The 18,177-nt window shown below is 57.7% G+C and carries 18 protein-coding genes; 13 read left to right on the top strand and 5 right to left on the bottom strand.

The window, feature by feature from the left end; translation table 11 throughout:
• From VN114_RS11480 to VN114_RS11430, 11 genes are all read left to right on the top strand, one after another.
• A partial coding sequence (locus VN114_RS11480; protein WP_325514973.1) for a TonB-dependent receptor domain-containing protein occupies positions 1-1,758 on the top strand: 1,758 nt, incomplete at its 5' end.
• Between the two features lie 61 nt (positions 1,759-1,819).
• Positions 1,820-2,908 carry an iron ABC transporter permease gene (locus tag VN114_RS11475; protein ID WP_325514972.1) on the top strand — a complete coding sequence of 363 codons (1,089 nt, stop codon included), beginning with the start codon at positions 1,820-1,822 and terminating at the stop codon, positions 2,906-2,908.
• Positions 2,908-3,678, top strand: coding sequence for an ABC transporter ATP-binding protein (locus VN114_RS11470; protein ID WP_325514971.1), 771 nt, complete (start codon positions 2,908-2,910; stop codon positions 3,676-3,678). Before VN114_RS11475 ends, VN114_RS11470 begins: the two co-directional genes overlap by 1 nt.
• Positions 3,675-4,301: a cob(I)yrinic acid a,c-diamide adenosyltransferase gene (gene cobO / locus VN114_RS11465; protein ID WP_325514969.1), complete on the top strand. Its 627-nt coding sequence runs from the start codon at positions 3,675-3,677 to the stop codon at positions 4,299-4,301. The genes VN114_RS11470 and cobO overlap by 4 nt, the downstream gene beginning before the upstream one ends.
• A 2-nt stretch (positions 4,302-4,303) precedes the next feature.
• Positions 4,304-5,596: a cobyrinate a,c-diamide synthase gene (locus VN114_RS11460; RefSeq protein ID WP_325514967.1), complete on the top strand. Its 1,293-nt coding sequence runs from the start codon at positions 4,304-4,306 to the stop codon at positions 5,594-5,596.
• Positions 5,593-6,144, top strand: a complete 552-nt coding sequence (gene cobU / locus VN114_RS11455) for a bifunctional adenosylcobinamide kinase/adenosylcobinamide-phosphate guanylyltransferase (RefSeq protein ID WP_325514965.1) — start codon at positions 5,593-5,595, stop codon at positions 6,142-6,144. The genes VN114_RS11460 and cobU overlap by 4 nt, the downstream gene beginning before the upstream one ends.
• Before the next feature lies 1 nt (position 6,145).
• The gene (gene cbiB, locus VN114_RS11450; protein WP_325514963.1) at positions 6,146-7,087 is read left to right on the top strand and encodes an adenosylcobinamide-phosphate synthase CbiB; all 942 of its coding nucleotides are present in this window, start codon (positions 6,146-6,148) and stop codon (positions 7,085-7,087) included.
• Positions 7,080-8,069: a threonine-phosphate decarboxylase CobD gene (gene cobD, locus VN114_RS11445; protein ID WP_325514961.1), complete on the top strand. Its 990-nt coding sequence runs from the start codon at positions 7,080-7,082 to the stop codon at positions 8,067-8,069. The genes cbiB and cobD overlap by 8 nt, the downstream gene beginning before the upstream one ends.
• Positions 8,066-8,956: a cobalamin-binding protein gene (locus VN114_RS11440; RefSeq protein WP_325514959.1), complete on the top strand. Its 891-nt coding sequence runs from the start codon at positions 8,066-8,068 to the stop codon at positions 8,954-8,956. The genes cobD and VN114_RS11440 overlap by 4 nt, the downstream gene beginning before the upstream one ends.
• 31 nt (positions 8,957-8,987) lie before the next feature.
• Positions 8,988-10,412: a cobyric acid synthase gene (locus VN114_RS11435; protein WP_325514976.1), complete on the top strand. Its 1,425-nt coding sequence runs from the start codon at positions 8,988-8,990 to the stop codon at positions 10,410-10,412.
• A gap of 120 nt (positions 10,413-10,532) precedes the next feature.
• Positions 10,533-11,147, top strand: coding sequence for a ParA family protein (locus VN114_RS11430; RefSeq protein ID WP_325514958.1), 615 nt, complete (start codon positions 10,533-10,535; stop codon positions 11,145-11,147).
• A gap of 76 nt (positions 11,148-11,223) precedes the next feature.
• Here VN114_RS11430 and panC read toward each other — a convergent pair whose 3' ends face one another.
• Genes panC through VN114_RS11415 form a run of 3 tightly spaced genes read right to left on the bottom strand, consistent with a single transcriptional unit; the run spans position 11,224 to position 13,229 of the window.
• Positions 11,224-12,063 (bottom strand): pantoate--beta-alanine ligase, encoded by an 840-nt coding sequence (panC, locus tag VN114_RS11425; RefSeq protein WP_325514956.1) that lies wholly within the window; start codon positions 12,061-12,063, stop codon positions 11,224-11,226.
• A 58-nt stretch (positions 12,064-12,121) separates the two neighbouring features.
• Positions 12,122-12,967, bottom strand: a complete 846-nt coding sequence (locus VN114_RS11420) for a segregation and condensation protein A (protein WP_414694219.1) — start codon at positions 12,965-12,967, stop codon at positions 12,122-12,124.
• A gap of 52 nt (positions 12,968-13,019) precedes the next feature.
• Positions 13,020-13,229, bottom strand: coding sequence for a DUF3460 family protein (locus VN114_RS11415; protein WP_325514954.1), 210 nt, complete (start codon positions 13,227-13,229; stop codon positions 13,020-13,022).
• Positions 13,230-13,374: 145 nt separating this feature from the next.
• Between VN114_RS11415 and bamE the strand changes: the two genes are divergently transcribed.
• Positions 13,375-13,869, top strand: coding sequence for an outer membrane protein assembly factor BamE domain-containing protein (gene bamE / locus VN114_RS11410; RefSeq protein ID WP_325514952.1), 495 nt, complete (start codon positions 13,375-13,377; stop codon positions 13,867-13,869).
• Positions 13,870-13,891: 22 nt separating this feature from the next.
• On the opposite strand, the gene VN114_RS11405 is transcribed toward bamE, so the two are convergent.
• Positions 13,892-14,371, bottom strand: coding sequence for a GNAT family N-acetyltransferase (locus VN114_RS11405; protein WP_325514950.1), 480 nt, complete (start codon positions 14,369-14,371; stop codon positions 13,892-13,894).
• Between the two features lie 17 nt (positions 14,372-14,388).
• The gene (metG, locus tag VN114_RS11400; RefSeq protein WP_325514948.1) at positions 14,389-16,518 is read right to left on the bottom strand and encodes a methionine--tRNA ligase; all 2,130 of its coding nucleotides are present in this window, start codon (positions 16,516-16,518) and stop codon (positions 14,389-14,391) included.
• A 217-nt stretch (positions 16,519-16,735) separates the two neighbouring features.
• Here metG and gltX point away from each other — a divergent pair, with 217 nt between their 5' ends.
• Positions 16,736-18,127 (top strand): glutamate--tRNA ligase, encoded by a 1,392-nt coding sequence (gltX, locus tag VN114_RS11395; RefSeq protein ID WP_325514946.1) that lies wholly within the window; start codon positions 16,736-16,738, stop codon positions 18,125-18,127.
• The last annotated feature ends 50 nt before the right edge of the window (positions 18,128-18,177 follow it).

The following is an 18,177-nucleotide window of genomic DNA, read 5'->3' as shown; positions in this document are numbered from 1 at the left end:
GCACCAGTCATGGTGACTGCGTCGCGTTCCGCACAAAAGGTTGGGGACGTTATCAGCGATCACGTGGTCATCTCGTCGGAAGAAATTCTGCAGTCAGGCCAAACCTCGCTGGTCGACTTGCTGCAATTGCAGCGCGGTGTTGAAGTAACGAGAAATGGGGGCGCAGGTAGTAGTGCAAGCGTTGCCATTCGCGGCGGAACACCAAAGCAGACAATTCTGCTGATTGATGGCGTTCGCAGTTTTTCGTCGACGTCCGGGGAGCCGACCTGGTCAGCAATTCCACTTTCCCAGATCGACCATATCGAAATCATTCTGGGCCCATTGAGTGTCATCTATGGTGCCGATGCTGTGGGTGGCGTTATCCAGGTATTTACAAAAAAAGGCGACGGCAAACCACATCCGACGTTCTCTGCGGGAGCAGGAAGTAACGGCGAGCGGGTAATCACAGCGGGGGTTTACGGATCTACGGAAGGCGATCATGTCCTTCGTTATGCGATCAATGCTTCGCATGAAGATTCGGATGGATTCAATTCGACAAACAAAAAATCGAGCAGTTTCAATCCTGACGACGATGGTTACAGCAAGAAGAGCGTCAGCGGGCAGATTTCCTGGGAACTGGCAAAAGGGCAGGAGATCGGTTTGACATTCCTCAACAGCCGCAACGAGGGTGAATATGACAACGGCGTAAAAACGCCATTCAATACGCACCGAATCAGCGACGTCGATGTTTATTCCGCGTATACGCGCAATCAAATCACCACTAACTGGAGCAGCCTGTTCCAAGTCTCCCGAAATGAAGACAAGGGACGGGATTACACATCGCCGAAGGCGTCAGTGATCGCGTCGCAGCAAGATCGATATACCTGGCAAAACGATATTCGAATCGGATCGGATCTATTGCAGGTCGTTGCCGAACATCTGAACGAAGAAGTACAGACAAGCCAGACAACGACGAGCGGATTGAATAAAGATCGCGATACCGACTCGCTTGCGATCGCTTATCAACTCAAGCGCGGGGATCATATTGGTAGCGCGGGACTACGCTATGACGACAATTCTGCTTACGGATCACACGTTACAGGCAGCTTGGGATATGGCTACCATCTCACTCAAAGTTGGCGTTTGAACGGTAGTGTGGGCACAAGCTTCCGTGCGCCGACATACAACGAGTTGTACTATCCCAAATCCGGAAATCCGGACGTCAAGCCGGAAAAAGGCAGAAACGCCGAGGTTGGCGCGTATTACGATGACGGAAAATCGGATTTCAGTATTGTCTATTATCACAATCGGGTTACCGATCTTCTGGATTATGCTCCTTGCGCGGCGACCTCTTCTGGTTGCGCAGCCAACATTGAAGAAGCATTGCTGAAGGGGATATCATTGGGCGCGGGTACGAAATTCGGTAATTTCGCTCTGCGCGGCACGCTCGATCTGCAGGACCCGCGCAATGAAACCAGCGATAATCTGATAGCACGTCGTGCACAAACTCACGGTACGATCAGCCTCGACTATGCCGTCGGCCCATGGACAGTCGGTAGTGATGTGTTCTTTTCGGGACATCGATTCAATGACGACGATAATCTCCAGAGACTGGGCGGTTATACCTTGTTGAACCTGCATGCAACTTATGATTTGACCGACAATTGGCAATTGTTCGGACGCTGGAACAATGTGACAGACAAGAACTATACGTTGGCGCGAGGATATGAAACTCCTGATTCCAATGTTTTTGTCGGCGTTCGGTACGGCTTTAATTAAACATTCATCCAGGTATTTGTAGCTGTCCATGCGCATGCGTGCTGCCTTTCAGGCACATGGCATGCGCAATTTTTTGAAAGTACCGAATATTTTGTCGTCAATACAGAAAAGTGCTGACAAACCTGTCGCCAAGCCCGCCCTGTCAGGGCGAGCGAGAGCGTGGAAGGTACTGGCGGTTCTGATTGCGCTCGCGCTGTCGAGTATCTTGCTCGCCTGTGTGATTGGTTCGGTTGCCTTGCCGTTCTCGGACGTCGTCAATGCGATAAGCGGATTGATGCAGGGAACGACATCGTCAATGGCGACGACGCTGGTCGAGTTGCGATTCGGTCGTGCGTTATCCGCCTTTGTTACCGGCGCTTCATTAACACTGGCTGGCGTCATGATGCAGGCCTTGTTGCGCAACCCGCTCGCCGAACCATACGTGCTGGGCGTTTCAGGTGGTGCAGCGGTTGGAGCGCTGGGCGCATTGCTGTTATTCAGTGCGGCATGGATGGTCGATGTCGCCGCGTTTTGCGGGGCAATTGTCATTGCCATGCTGTTGTACGTATTGGCGCGTCGTGATTTACGAGGCGCATCGAATCCTGACGGTAGCGCGCCGCTGCTTTTGCTGACGGGCGTGATTCTGGCTTCCGGTTGTAGTGCGTTGGTCGCCTTGATGTTGTCGATTGCGCCGGAAAATCGTCTGCGCGGCATGGTGTTCTGGATGATCGGAGATCTGTCCGGTACGCAGTTTCGCTGGCTGCCGTGGATCGTGCTGGCTGGCGCGATGCTGTTCGCGACGCGCGCGGCGCGGGCAATCAATGTGATGGCCTTGCATGCAGATGCAGCTTCCACGCTTGGCATCAATGTCGGCCTTTTCAGGCGCGGACTGTTTTTGTGTTCTGCGCTGCTGACGGCGAGTGCGGTCAGTAACGCCGGCAGTATCGGCTTCGTCGGCCTGATCGTGCCGCATGCATGTCGTTTCATGCTGGGACCTGATCATCGTTTGCTGTTGCCGGCATCGGCGCTGGTTGGCGGCGCTTTTCTCGTGCTTGCCGATACGCTCGCACGTACGATCATCGCACCGCAGCAATTGCCGGTTGGCGTGATCACGGCGATCATCGGCGTGCCGGTTTTCCTGTTGCAATTGCACCAGTTGAGGAAGCGCTGATGCAAACAAGAAATCTTCAGCTACGCATCGCGAATCGTGTGTTGATCGATGCACTGGATTGGCAAGTCGCGCCGGGAGAATGCTGGTGCGTCATCGGTCGCAATGGTGCCGGCAAGAGCACACTGTTACGCACACTCACTGGATTGCGCGATGCAGAAGCGGGTCAGGTTGTCTTGCACGAGCGTCCGATTGCCGATTGGCCTCTGCAGGCGCTGGCACGTGAACGTGCTTTCTTGCCACAAGGCCGGAATGACGCGTTCGGTTATCGCGTGATTGAAACGGTGCTTTCTGCGCGCCATCCGTATCACGAAGACGCTTATTGGGAATCGGCTGACGATTACACGGCAGCCCATGCGGCCTTGCAGGCGATGGATGTGGCTGCTCTGGCCGAACGTGATGTGCGTTCATTGTCCGGCGGAGAGCGACAGCGCGTGGCAATTGCTGCAGTGCTCGCGCAGGATACGCCGTTGTTACTACTGGATGAACCGGCAAATGCACTCGATCTGGCGCATCAGGTCGGCGTCATGAATCTGCTGGCAAAACTGTGCAGGGAAAAAGACAAATCGGTGATCATGGTCAGTCATGATCTGAATCTGGCAAACAGCATCGCCACGCATGCTTTGCTGTTGATGGGCGACGGAACATGGCGGGCAGGGCCGGCAAGCGAAGTATTGACGGCACCGTTATTGAGCGCCTGTCTCGGCCACCCGATCGAAATTGTCAGCCATGGTGGCCGCACCATCTATCTGGCTGCAGAAGGAAAAACATGAGTAACGAAGAAAACAAGAATTCCGACGGTGTCGCGCAACGCCACAACACGCGCATGGCGCGCAAGAAGGAAGTCGTCGACAAGAAAATAGCAGCCGCTACACGCGATGCCGGCGTGCTCGTCATCACTTGCGGCAACGGCAAGGGAAAAAGTTCCAGCGCATTCGGCATGGTGGCGCGTGCGCTTGGTCACGGCATGAAAGTCGGCGTGGTGCAGTTCATCAAGGGCGCAATTGCCACAGGTGAAGAAAATTTCTTCCGCCGTTTTCCGGAGGAGGTCAGCTTCCATGTCATGGGCGAAGGCTACACGTGGGAGACGCAGGACCGTGCACGTGATGTCGAAAAGGCGCAGCTTGCCTGGCAACGTGCAAAGGAGCTGCTGAGCGATCCGGAAATCGGTATGGTGATACTGGATGAACTCAATATCGCATTGAAATACAAATATCTGGACGTGCAGCAGGTCATCGCCGATCTGCAGGCGCGGCCGTCGATGCAGCACGTCATCGTGACCGGCCGCGGCGCTCCACCGGAGCTGATCGAAGTCGCAGATACGGTAACGGAAATGACACCGGTCAAACATGCGTTTGCCAACGGCATCGCGGCTCAGCCGGGCGTGGAGTGGTAGCAATGGCACGTGCACGTATCGTTCTCGTATCTGCTGTCGCATCCGGTCAGGGTAAAACCACGGTCACCGCTGCGCTGGCACGCAGGCTGATGCGCGAAGGTCAGCGTGTTCGCATTTTCAAGACAGGGCCTGACTTTCTCGATCCGATGATCCTGCAACGGGCGAGCGGTGCGGATGTCTATGCGCTCGATCTGTGGATGGTCGGCCTTGACGAATGTCGCCGTCTGTTGGCGCAGGCGGCGGAACTGGCCGATGTGATTCTCATTGAAGGTGTGATGGGCTTGTACGACGGCAATCCGTCGTCGGCCGATCTGGCGCGCGCGTTCGGTGTGCCGGTCGTTGCGGTACTGGATGCGTCGAAGATGTCGCAAACAGCCGGCGCCATTGTGCTCGGACTGCAGCAATACGGTCCGGTCGATCTGGCTGGCGTGATCGTCAATCGTGTTGCCAGCGCCTCGCACGCGCAGATGGTTGCGCAAAGCGTACGCGATGTGCAGATGCTGGGGACGTTGGCACGGCAGCAGGCCTCGCTGCCGGAACGGCACCTCGGCCTGGTGCAGCCGGAGGAAATCGCTGAAGTCGATCGGGTGCTGGACAATCTTGCCGACCGAATCGAACTCGATATGGATGCATGGAACGCCATTGCGCCCATCGATCTGGATGACGTGCCGTTGCCGTCCATGCCGCAACTGTTGGCCGGGAAAAATATCGCGATTGCACGCGATGCGGCGTTTGCATTTGTCTATCCGGCCAATCTCGCATGCCTGCGCGGAGCAGGTGCGACGCTGCAATTTTTTTCGCCATTGAACGACGAACCGATCCCCGCCGATGCGGACGCAGTCTACGTACCCGGCGGTTATCCGGAACTGCATTGCGCCACGTTGTCGTCGGCGCATCGCTGGCAGGCTTCCATGCGTGCCGCGCACCAAGCCAACATGCCGATCCTCGCCGAGTGTGGCGGCATGATGGTCGTGGCCGAAAGCCTGACCGACGCGCAAGGAACGCAATGGCCGATGGCCGGCTTGATACCCGGTCAGGTTGTCATGCAATCGCATCTGGCCGGCATCGGCATGCAGTCGCTGGCGACCGAGCATGGCGAATTACGCGGACATGCTTTCCATTATTCGACTTTTGCCACTTCGGCAGAGCCGGTTGCACAAACCATTCGGCAAAGAAATGGTGAAATCGGCGAAGCCGTTTATCGTCAACGCGCGCTGACGGCGACCTATTTTCACGCCTACTTTTCTTCCTGCCCGGCGGCGATGGCACGTATTTTTTCAGCGGCGGATGCATGACGGTACGCACCTTGATCATCGGCGGGGCGCGCTCGGGCAAAAGCGCGCATGCAGAACGGCTTGCCATCTCCTCGGGGAAAAAGGTCGTCTATATCGCTACGGCGCGAGCTGGCGATGAAGAGATGCAGCAGCGCATTGCGCATCACCGCCAGCGCCGTTCGATCGATTGGTTCACGGTGGAAGAGCCGCTTGCACTTGGTGACGCGATCGAACGGCATGCTGCAGCCGATAGTGTCATCCTCGTGGATTGTCTGACAGTGTGGCTTGCCAACCTGCTGTTTTTCGAACAGAGAGATTTTCCCGAAGTTGGCGTGATCGATGCGTCAGCGTGTTTTTCGCGGCAGCGTGCAGGCCTGTTGCAGGTGCTGGAACACGCGGCCGGCGACGTGCTGCTTGTAACGAATGAAGTCGGACAGGGCGTGATTCCGCAAGGTGCGGTGTCGCGCTGGTTCGTCGACGAGTCGGGACGGTTGAATCAGGATGTTGCGGCAGTTTGCGATCGTGCGACGTTGATCGTTGCCGGTTTGCCGGTATCGTTGAAGGGATGACATGTTGACCGGTCTGACCTTGCTGGCAATCGCCCTTGTGACGGCGATCGGTATTGCGTTGGACATGCTGTTCGGCGAAGCGCGACGCTGGCATCCGCTGGTCGGTTTCGGCAATCTGGCTGCATGCGTCGAGGAAAAAATGAACAGCGGTAACGTGCAATTCGCACGCGGTGTTCTTGCCTGGGGTGTCGTTGTCTTGCCGTTTTCATTTGCCGCATGGGCGCTGACCACATGGCTGGCTGGATGGAATGTCATTGCGGCACTGGCCGCGCATACCTTGTTGCTGTACTTCAGCCTCGGCCTACGCAGCTTGCGCGAACATTCGTTGCCGATCGCACGCGCCTTGGCGGCTGGCGATCTCGCGCAGGCGCGGCTGCTGACGGCACGTATTGTCAGCCGCGATACGGCGCGCGCAGAAGAACCGGATCTCGCGAAAGCAGGCGTCGAATCGTTGCTGGAAAACGGTAACGACGCTGTCTTCGGCACCTTGTTCTGGTTCGTCGTTGCGGGTGGCCCGGGCGCGTTGTTCTTCCGTCTGGCGAATACGCTGGACGCTATGTGGGGTTATCGCACGCCGCGTTTTCTCGCCTTCGGTTGTGCCGCTGCACGCATGGACGATGTCCTGAATTTCATTCCCGCACGATTGACCGCCTTGTCCTACGCTTTGCTCGGCAATACGCGCCAGGCATGGCATTGTTGGCGCACGCAGGCATCGCTGTGGAGCAGCCCGAACGCTGGGCCGGTCATGTCGGCCGGAGCGGGAGCGCTGGACATTTCGTTGGGCGGTGACGCGGTCTACGATGGCGAAGTCGAACAGCGTCCGGTATTGGGCGCAGGTCCTGCTGTAAGCGGTGCGGACATTCCGCGCGCGTGGCGCTTGGTGGCATCGACGACTGCATTGTGGGTCGGCATTCTTTGCATTGCAGGAGTCTTCCTTGCTTGAGCATGGCGGTAACCTGCACGATGCAATCCGGCGTTACGGACGTCCACGCGACGCATGGCTGGACCTGTCGACCGGCATTAATCCGCATAGCTGGCCGGTGCCGATGCTGGAGGAGGATGCATGGCGTCGCCTGCCGGAATCGAATGCACAATTGCTGGAAGCCGCGCAAGGTTATTACGGGGGTGCATTTCTATTGCCGGTCGCCGGTACACAGGCTGCGATCCAGACTTTGCCGCGTTTGCGCAAACATTCACGCGTGATAACCGCAACGCCGTCCTATAACGAGCATGCGCATCGATGGCATCTGGCCGGCCATACCGTGCGCGAAGTGCCGTATGCGCAACTGGAATCGGCAGTCGATGAGTGCGATGTCATGGTCGTCTGCAATCCCAACAATCCGACAGGTGAAACTGTCGCACCGGATGCATTGAAGCGATGGGCTGCAAAACTTGCCGCTCGCGGCGGCTGGCTGATTGTCGATGAAGCGTTTGGCGACGTCACACCGGAACTGAGCGTTGCCGCGGCAGCCGAGCAACCGGGATTGATCGTGCTGCGTTCGGTCGGCAAGTTCTTCGGCCTCGCCGGCTTGAGGCTTGGCTTCGTGATTGCAGAAGAGGCCGTGCTGGAAAAATTGCGGGAAGCGATCGGTCCATGGACCGTCAGCGGCCCGGCACAACAGATCGGTGCTGCGGCATTGTCGGACTTCAAGTGGCAATCCGCGATGCGCATCCAGCTGCTGGCTGAAGGAGCACGTTTGCAGGAATTGCTGGCTGCTCACGGCATTGCGTCGAGCGGTTGTGCGCTCTATCAATACTGGCGGGAAAAGCAGGTTGCGGAATTTGCCGAATGCATGGCACGGCACGGTATCTGGATCAGGCCCTTTACACATGGCGTGCGATTGGGCTTGCCGCCGGACGAAGCCGGTTGGTTGCGATTGCAGCAGGCACTGACATCATGGAAATCACAGCAAGGAACAATATGAAGTATCGCGTTTCATGGATTGCCCCGATATGGATGGCGCTGCTTGCCGCACATGCAGGTGCGACGATCACGGTGCGGGACGACGCCGGCAACTCGGTGGTGCTGGATAAACCTGCGCAACGTATCGTGTCGCTGGCGCCGCATGCAACGGAACTGATTTTCGCTGCCGGCGGTGGCGATCGCATTGTCGGTACTGTCGAATACAGCGACTATCCTGCCGCAGCGTTGAGGATCTCGCATGTAGGCAATCACCAGCAGATCGATATCGAACGCGTCATTGCGCTCAAGCCGGATTTGCTCGTCGTCTGGCTGCACGGCAGTTCGGAGCGTCAGCTCGACAGTCTGCGCAAGCTTGGCATCCCGTTCTTTTACAGCGAGCCGAAGAAGCTGGCCGACATTCCTGATTCCGTCGCGCGGCTGGGCAGGTTGATGGGAACGGAACAGCAGGCGGACAAGATGGCGGCAGCGGAGCGGGCGCAATTGGCAAGCCTCGCGGCAAAGTATCGCGACCGTCCGACCGTTCGTACCTTTTATCAAGTGTGGGGCAAGCCGATTTATACATTGAACGGTACCCACATCTTGAGCGATGTCATGCGCTTGTGCGGCGCCGAAAACGTATTCGCGCACCTCTCTGTCACGGCACCGTCGGTTTCCACGGAAGCAGTGCTTCTGGCAAATCCGGAGGCGATGATTACCGGCGACCGCAAGACGACGGCCGGGCTGGAGATCTGGGCACGGTATCCGGATCTGCTGGCGGTGAAGAACGGCAACCTCTTTTCCATCAACGCCGATCTGCTCAATCGCGCCGGTCCGCGCCTGATCGACGGTGCCGCCATGGTGTGTGAAAAGCTGGAAGAAGCGCGCAGTCGTCGTATTGCCAAGCCCTGAGGACCTTGTGTCGTTTCCCTTCAAAACCCTGATGGTGCAGGGAACCACTTCGGATGCCGGCAAAACGACGCTGGTCGCTGCACTATGTCGCTTGCTGATGCGTGAAGGCGTAAAGGTCGTCCCATTCAAGCCGCAGAACATGGCATTGAACAGCGCGGTGACGGAAGACGGCGGCGAGATCGGTCGTGCACAGGCACTGCAGGCGATTGCAGCCGGCATTGCGCCGCATACCGACATGAATCCGGTTCTGCTGAAACCGTCCAGCGATATCGGCGCGCAAGTCATCATCCACGGCAAGGCGCGCAGCGACATGAATGCGCGCGACTATCATGCCTACAAGCCGGTCGCGATGCAGGCCGTTCTGGAATCATATCGACGCCTTGCCGCGCAATACGAGACAGTGCTGGTCGAAGGTGCAGGCAGTCCGGCCGAGATCAATTTGCGCGATCGCGATATCGCCAACATGGGTTTCGCCGAAGCAGTCGATTGCCCGGTGATTCTGGTTGCCGACATTGACCGCGGCGGCGTCTTTGCACATATCGTCGGCACGCTGGATTGTCTGTCGCAAAGCGAACGCGACCGGACTATCGGTTTCGTCATCAATCGGTTCCGCGGCGATCTCTCGCTGCTGCAACCTGGGCTGGACTGGCTCGAACAACGTACCGGCAAGCCGGTGCTGGCGGTCTTGCCTTATCTGCACGGCCTGTTCCTCGACGCGGAAGATGCGGTCGAACAGGCGCAGGCCGCACGCGGCGCATTTCGTGTCGTGGTACCGGTTTTTCCACGTATCAGCAATCACACCGATTTCGATGCGTTGCGTGCCCATCCGGATGTCGATCTGCAGTTGATCGGCCCGGGACAACCGATTCCACCGGCCGATCTGATCATTCTTCCCGGCAGCAAACACACGCGCGGCGATCTCGAATGGTTGAAGGCGAACGGCTGGCAGGACGCACTCAAGCGACATCTGCGTTATGGCGGCAAGGTGATCGGGATTTGCGGCGGTTATCAGATGCTGGGGCAAAGTGTCGCCGATCCGCACGGCGTCGAGGGCGCGCCGGGCACATCCGCAGGGCTGGGTTTACTGGAGATCGCCACCGAACTGACGCAGGAGAAGACGCTCGAGCAGGTCGGCGGACGTTGCGCCTTTGCCGATGCCGCCGTGACCGGATATGAAATCCACATGGGTCTTTCTGATGGCGACGCGCGCGCGCATCCTGCTTTCATCATCGACGGGCGGGCGGAAGGCGCACGCTCCAAAGACGACCGGATTCTCGGTACCTATCTGCACGGCCTGTTCGATACGCCGGCCGCATGTCAGGCCTTGTTGCGCTGGGCTGGACTGGAGAGCGATCTTACGGTCGATACGGCAAGCCTGCGCGAGGCGAGTCTGGATCGCATCGCCGATGCCGCGCGACCGTTGTTGCAGGCACTGCAATCGTTGAAGCACCGCTAAACGAACTTTGAAAGGCCACGCTCGCGGCATGCTGCTTGAGTCGGGAAACGGCATGTTATGCTTTTCGGCAATTTCAGGCCATGCCTGACGGAGCGCCCAGACCAACAAAGGAGAACCTTCATGCCAGTCATCGTCATCGCCAATCCGAAAGGTGGCGTCGGCAAAAGCACGATTGCCACCAATCTCGCCGGCTATTTCGCATCGCAAGGCCATAGCGTGATGCTGGGCGATGTCGATGTGCAGCAATCGTCGCGTCAATGGCTGAAGTTGCGTTCACCTGCGCTGCCGGCGATTCAGGCATGGGAAATCGAGGACGGTCACGTTGCCAAGCCGCCGAAGGGTACGACGCACATCGTGCTCGACACACCGGCCGGTTTCAGCGGCAAGCGTTTCGACAAGGTCATGCAAATCGCCGACAAGGTGATCGTGCCGTTGCAGCCGTCAATGTTCGATATCCTGGCGACGCAGGATTTCCTGCAGAAACTGGCCGAATACAAAGGCAAGGCCGATGTCGGTGTGCTCGGCATGCGGGTTGATGTACGTACGCGGGCGGCGGATCAGTTGGTTAACTACGTGGAAGGACTCGGTCTGCCGGTGCTCGGTTTTCTGCGCAGCACGCAGAATTACGTGCAACTGGCGGCCAACGGCGCGACGTTATGGGATGTGGCGCCGGGGCGTGTGGAAAAGGACCGCGAGCAATGGGAATCGTTGCTTGCATGGGTCAACCGACGCTAAAGTGTGAGGAGATCGTCATCTCACTGATGCAATAAAAAATGCCGCACGAACGCGGCATTTTTTATGTGCATATGATCTAGATCTCCAGATTGTCGATCAGGCGCGTAACGCCGAGTTTGGCAGCAGCCAGTACAACGAGTTTTTCACCTTGCGCCATGTCGCCGGCTGCGGGTGGTTGCAGATTCGATTGCTTGCGGATCGAGATGTAATCCGGCTTCCAGCCGCGCCCGGCGAGATCGGCCATTGCCTTGCGTTCCAGTTCGAAGATGTCGAGATGGCCGCTGCGTACTTCATTGGCAACTTCATTCAACACACGATACAACGCCGGTGCTTCGGCCCGTTCTGCCGTCGATAGATAACCATTGCGCGATGACAGCGCGAGGCCGTCATCGGCGCGGAAGGTTTCCGCTGCGATGATTTCGGTCGGCAGCGCAAACTGCTTGGCCATGTTGCGCACGATCATCAACTGCTGATAATCCTTCTTGCCGAACACGGCAACGCGCGGCTGCACGCAGGAGAAGAGTTTCAGCACGACGGTCGTCACGCCGGTAAAAAATCCGGGGCGGAATTCGCCTTCCAGCGTATTGCCCAGATCGTCGGGTGGTCGCACGCGGAATTCCTGCGGCTCCGGGTACAAATCCTTTTCGGTCGGTGCAAACAGGATGTAGACGCCTTCCTTTTCCAGCTTTTCGACGTCGGCCTGGAACGTACGCGGATACTTGTCGAAGTCCTCATTCGGTCCGAACTGCAGGCGATTGACGAAAATCGATGCGACCACAGGATCGCCATGCCGGCGTGCGAGTCGCATCAGCGAAAGATGGCCTTCGTGCAGATTGCCCATGGTCGGCACGAATGCGGTACGCAGCTGGCCATGCAAATGGTCGCGCAGTTCTTCGATGGAAGAGATGATTTTCATGAATCTGCCTTGATAAAACGCGGCACGCCGTCAGGCGCGAGAAATGAATGGACGACGGTCAGCTCGGCGCGTAGGCCAGACGGACGTAAATCGGAGCGAAGGGTTCGGCCTGCGTGATTTCGATCAGCGTTTCCTTGCCCAGCTCGAGCAGTGCAACGAAATTGACGACAACAACGGGAACGCCGCGCGAAGGATCGAACAGGTCGGTGAACTCGACAAACTTGCTCGACTGCAGACGACGCAGAATGGAGGTCATGTGTTCGCGCACCGACAATTCCTCGCGGCTGATCGTGTGATGTGCGGTCAGCTTGGCGCGACGCAGCAGGTCGGCCCATGCACTTTGCAGATCGACGACATTGACGTCCGGCCAGCGCACGACCGTGTTCTGTTCGATGTAGACCTGGGTGCGGACATAGTCGCGACCCAGTTGCGGCAGTGCGTCGAGCTGTTGCGACGCCAGCTTCATCTGTTCGTATTCGAGCAGGCGGCGTACCAGTTCGGCGCGCGGATCGGCGGCTTCTTCGCCGGTATCGGCCTTGCGCACCGGCAGCAGCATGCGCGACTTGATCTCGATCAGCATCGCGGCCATCAACAGATATTCGGCAGCGAGTTCGAGATTGTGGAGTCGGATTTGATCGACGTATTGCAGGTACTGCTTCGTCACCTGCGCCATCGGAATGTCGAGGATGTTGAAGTTCTGCTTGCGGATCAGATACAGCAGCAGATCGAGCGGACCTTCGAATGCTTCAAGAAAGACTTCCAGCGCATCCGGCGGAATGTACAGATCCGTCGGCATGCGGAACAGCGGTTCGCCGTACAGGCGCGCATAGGCAACACCGTCGATGACGTCGGGTGTGGTGTCCGGCCTGCCGTCGACAACCAGATCCGGCGCACTGGACGGCATCTGCGCCAGCATCGGGTTGGGAGCGTTGCTCCGCTCTTCGCTCATTGTCGAATCAGCGAACTTTGTTTTGGTACGGGTAAGCTTGTTGCTGGACGCGCGATGCATTGGTGCGGTCCATCTGGTCGAGATCGATCGGCGCCTTGTCCCACAGCAGGGCACGGCCTTCGCGTTGAGAGGCTTCCAGATTCGGATTCTTTTGCTTTAGTTCACTGATGAACTTGGTGGCTTCGGATTCGTAGTTATAGTGCTGTTTGCTGAACATGGTGTATTTGGCAACTGGATAAAAACAGCCGTTATTCTACCCTGTCTTGATGGCCGATCACCGGTTTGCGACGAATGCCCTGCAACTTGCGACATGGCGCGGATTCGGGCACATTGCCGGTAACTTCATTGATGATAAAAACGCCATGAAAAACTTTCTGCGCGGTATGTTCGGTTTGCTCTGCGGACTGTTGATGTTCGGTTGCCGTCCGGTTGAGGATTTCGGCCTGGAGAAACTGACAAAGGGCGTTTCGACCGAAGCCGACGTGCGCGCTGCAATGGGCGAGCCGGAAAAAATCTGGCAGCAGGGTGATGGCACGCATACGCTGGAATATCCGAAGGGGCCGGCAGGACACCGCACGTTCATGGTCGATATCGATGCTGCAGGCACGCTGCGCGACTGGCAGCAGGTGCTGACGCCGGAGAATTTTGCGACGGTCAAAGCCGGCATGACGCGCGACGAGATACGTCGCAAATTGGGCAAGCCGCGTTCCTCGGTTGAATTCCCGCTGAAGAACGAAGAAGTGTGGGACTGGCGCTATATGGAATCGCCCGGCGAGGAACGGCTGTTCAATGTGCATTTCGACCGCGCTAGCGGCCAGGTGGTGCGTACGTCGATATCAAACGAACTGCAGGGCTGACAGCCGATCAATTGACGGGGAATCAGTTCTTCAGTTTGCGCCGCATGACGGTTGGCGGCGGGTCCATCGGATTGGCGTGCGCGTATTCCAGCTCGGGCGCCTCCTCAAAATCGTAGGCGGCATACAGATCGAGCAGACGTGGCTGATCGTGCCGCACGGCCAGTCGCAATTCCTCGATATCGTTGACGTACGCGTGATGGATCACGGCTTCCACCAGTTGCTGGGACAGATCAAGCCCGCGGTAGGCGGGCAGGACGCCGATACGCAGCATTTCCCAGATGTCGGGATTGTCTTCACGCGGCAGCCAGCGCGCAGAGCCGGCCGGCGCGCCATCCACGAACAGAATGAAGCCCCCGCCCTGCAGCAGATGTTCACTGACGGAGATTGCCGTTTCGCGATGACCGCCTGACGTGACGGCCACGCGATCGGCCCAGGCTGCGCGCGTCAGATTCGCAATCAATTGCGCATCGTCCAATGTCGCTTCGCGGATCTGGGTTTGCATGGCCGGACGTGGGGCGATTAACGGATGCGCATGCCTGGTTCGGCACCGGGCCACGGGTTCAGGATGTAGATGCCCGGGTTTGCTTTTTCATCGGCGGCGGATGCTGCCATCACCATGCCTTCCGAAATACCGAATTTCATCTTGCGCGGTGCGAGATTGGCGACCAGCACCGTCAATTTGCCGATCAGGTCTTCCGGCTTGTAGGCCGATTTGATGCCGGAGAACACGTTACGTGTACGACCTTCGCCGACGTCCAGTGTCAGGCGCAGCAATTTGTCGGACCCTTCAACGTGTTCGCAGTTGACGATCTTTGCAATGCGCAGATCGATCTTTGCAAAATCGTCGATCTTGATTTCCGGCGCAAGCGGTTCGATACCGCTATCTGCCGGCGCAGCAGTTGGGGCATTGCCCGATTCATTTGCCGCCGCGCCTGCAGCAGGTGGCATCTCGAACAGCGCATCCAGCATTTTCGTTTCGACGCGCGTCATCAGGTGTGCATACGCATTGACCTGATGATTGTTCGGCAGCGGAGTGGCGACATCGTCCCATTGCAGTGGCGAGATGTTAAGCAGTGTTTCGACCTGCGTGGCGACGTTTGGCAATACCGGCTTCAGATAAATCGTCAGGATGCGGAAAGCTTCCAGCAGACGGCTGCAGACTTCCTGCAGCTTGTTATTGTTGGCGGCATCTTTCGCCAGTTCCCACGGCTTGTTGGCGTCGACATAGGCGTTGATCGCGTCGCACTGTTCCATGATCGCGCGCAGGGCCTTGCCGTATTCACGCTGATCGTAGAACGATTGAATCTCTGGCGCTGCATTGCGCAACTTCGCGATGAACGCATCATCGGCGGTTGCCCATGTCGTGACCACACGGCCGTCGAATTTCTTCGTGATGAAACCGGCGGCGCGGCTGGCGATGTTGACGTACTTGCCGACGAGGTCGCTGTTGACGCGTGCACTGAAATCTTCCGGATTGAAGTCGATGTCTTCGTTGCGCGCGCTCAGCTTGTTGGCGAGGTAGTAGCGCAGCCATTCCGGGTTCATGCCGAGGCTCAGATACTTTAGCGGATCGAGGCCGGTGCCGCGGCTCTTGCTCATCTTCTCGCCGTTGTTGACGGTCAGGAAACCGTGCACGAACACCTTGTTCGGCGTCTTGCGGCCGCTGAACTTCAGCATCGCCGGCCAGAACAGCGTATGGAAGTTGACGATGTCCTTGCCGATGAAGTGAATCTGTTCCAGCTGCGGATCGGCCATGTAGGCGTCGTAGTTGTCGCCGCGCTTGTCGAGCAGGTTTTTCAGCGACGCCAGATAACCGACCGGCGCGTCGAGCCACACATAGAAATATTTGCCCGCCGCGTCGGGAATTTCGATGCCGAAGTACGGCGCATCGCGCGAGATGTCCCAGTCGCTCAGGCCTTCACTGGTCGAACCGTCGATGTTGTCGCGTACGGCAAACCATTCCTTGACCTTGTTGGCGACTTCCGCCTGCAGATGCGGCTTGCCGTCGGTGTCGTTCCCGGAAATCCATTCTTCGAGGAAGGCCACGCTGCGTGGATCGGACAGCATGAAGAAGAAGTGTTCTGAATTCTTCAGCACCGGTGTTGCGCCAGTCAGCGACGAATACGGGTTGATCAGGTCGGTTGGCGCATAGACCGCGCCGCACACTTCGCAGTTGTCGCCGTACTGATCCTGTGAACCGCATTTCGGGCATTGGCCCTTGATGTAGCGGTCCGGCAGGAACATGTTTTTTTCAGGATCGTAGAACTGCTCGATCGTTTTGCTCGAGATCAGGCCGTTCTTTTTCAGGTCCAGATAGATCTGTTTGGCGAGTTCATGATTTTCCGGGCCGTCAGTCGAGTGCCAATTGTCGAACGCAATATGAAAGCCATCCAGATATTGCTTGCGACCGGCGGCAATGTTCGCGACGAACTGTTGCGGCGTGATGCCGGCCTTTTCCGCTGCGATCATGATCGGCGCGCCGTGCGCGTCATCCGCGCCGACAAAATTCACCTCATTGCCCTGCATGCGCTGAAAGCGGACCCAGATGTCGGCCTGGATGTATTCCATGATGTGGCCGATGTGGAAGGCACCGTTGGCGTAGGGAAGGGCGGTTGTGACGAACAGCTTGCGCGGCGATGGATTGCTCATAGGGTGATGCTGGATGGAAAGATGGAGAAAGGCGACATTTTAGCAGTGTGATGCGGTCCTGCCATGAGGAGGTCTGGCCACGGTTCCGCGAGCAAGACGATTTTATCCGCGGAGATTGGCACAGATGCTAGGCGATACGGCGGGCAGCGCGATAGAATAACGGCTTTCCACGTACCTACAGGACGGCTTTGGCGACCCAAGGCCGTTTTTATTTGCCATGACAGTCCGTACCCGTTTTGCACCCAGCCCGACCGGCTATCTCCACGTTGGCGGCGCACGCACCGCGCTGTTTTCGTGGGCGTATGCGCGCCATTTCGGCGGCACGTTCGTGCTGCGTATTGAAGATACTGATCTCGAACGTTCCACGCCGGAAGCCGTACAGGCCATCATCGAAGGCATGGAATGGCTGGGACTGAACCACGACGAAGGTCCGTTCTACCAGATGAAGCGCATGGATCGCTATCGCGAGGTGATTGCGCAAATGCTGGCAAACGGCACGGCCTATCACTGTTATTGCACGGCAGAAGAAGTCGAGGCAATGCGCGAGCGTCAACGCGCAGCCGGCGACAAGCCGCGTTATGACGGCACCTGGCGTCCGGAAGAAGGCAAGACCTTGCCGGCCATTCCTGAAGGCCGCAAGCCGGTTGTGCGTTTCCGGAATCCGGTCGATGGCGACGTCACGTGGAACGACGTCGTCAAAGGCTCGATTACGATTTCCAATCGCGAGCTCGACGATTTGATCATCGCGCGCACCGACGGCACGCCGACGTATAACTTCTGCGTGGCAGTCGATGATTCCGACATGAAGATCACACACGTGATTCGCGGTGACGACCACGTCAACAACACGCCGCGCCAGATCAATATTCTGCAAGCAATCGGCGCGCCGTTGCCGCAGTACGGCCATTTGCCGATGATTCTCGGCACCGATGGCGAAAAACTCTCCAAGCGCCACGGTGCAGTCAGCGTGATGGACTACCCGGCGCAGGGTTATCTGCCGGAAGCGATGCTGAATTATCTGGGACGTCTGGGCTGGAGTCACGGTGACGATGAAGTGTTCTCGATTGAACAATTCACGCAATGGTTCGATCTCGATCACCTGACCAAGTCGCCGGCGCAATTCAACCCGGAAAAACTCGATTGGCTGAACAACCACTATATCAAGCAGGCCGACAATGCGCGCCTCGCCGGCCTGGTGCGGCCGATGATGGAAAGCCACGGCGCACAATTCGATGGCGCCCCCGATCTGCAGGCAGTCATTGCGCTGATGAAGGATCGCATCAACACCTTGAACGAGCTGGGCGTGGCGACAATGTTGTTCTATCGCCAGCCGGCGCCGGAGGCGGCGTTGCTGGAACAACACGTGACCGACGCCATCAGACCTGCGCTGGCACAATTCGCCGAGCAACTGAAAACGGCAGAGTGGACCAAGGATGCCCTGTCGGCAGTGCTGAAGGAAACGCTGGCTGCCCACAAGCTGAAGATGCCGCAACTGGCCATGCCATTGCGCCTGCTGATCACCGGTCAGTTGCAGACGCCATCGATCGATGCGGTCATTGCGCTGTTCGATCGGGACGTCGTGCTGGCACGCATTGCAAAAGGTCTTTGATAATTTTTTTCAAAAGAGCATTTACAGAGAGAAAAAACCTTTGCTATAAT

Source organism: Oxalicibacterium sp., from assembly GCF_035565035.1.
GTDB lineage: Bacteria > Pseudomonadota > Gammaproteobacteria > Burkholderiales > Burkholderiaceae_D > Oxalicibacterium.
Note: the sequence above shows the minus strand (reverse complement) of the source record. Positions and strands in the feature narration are given on the sequence as shown.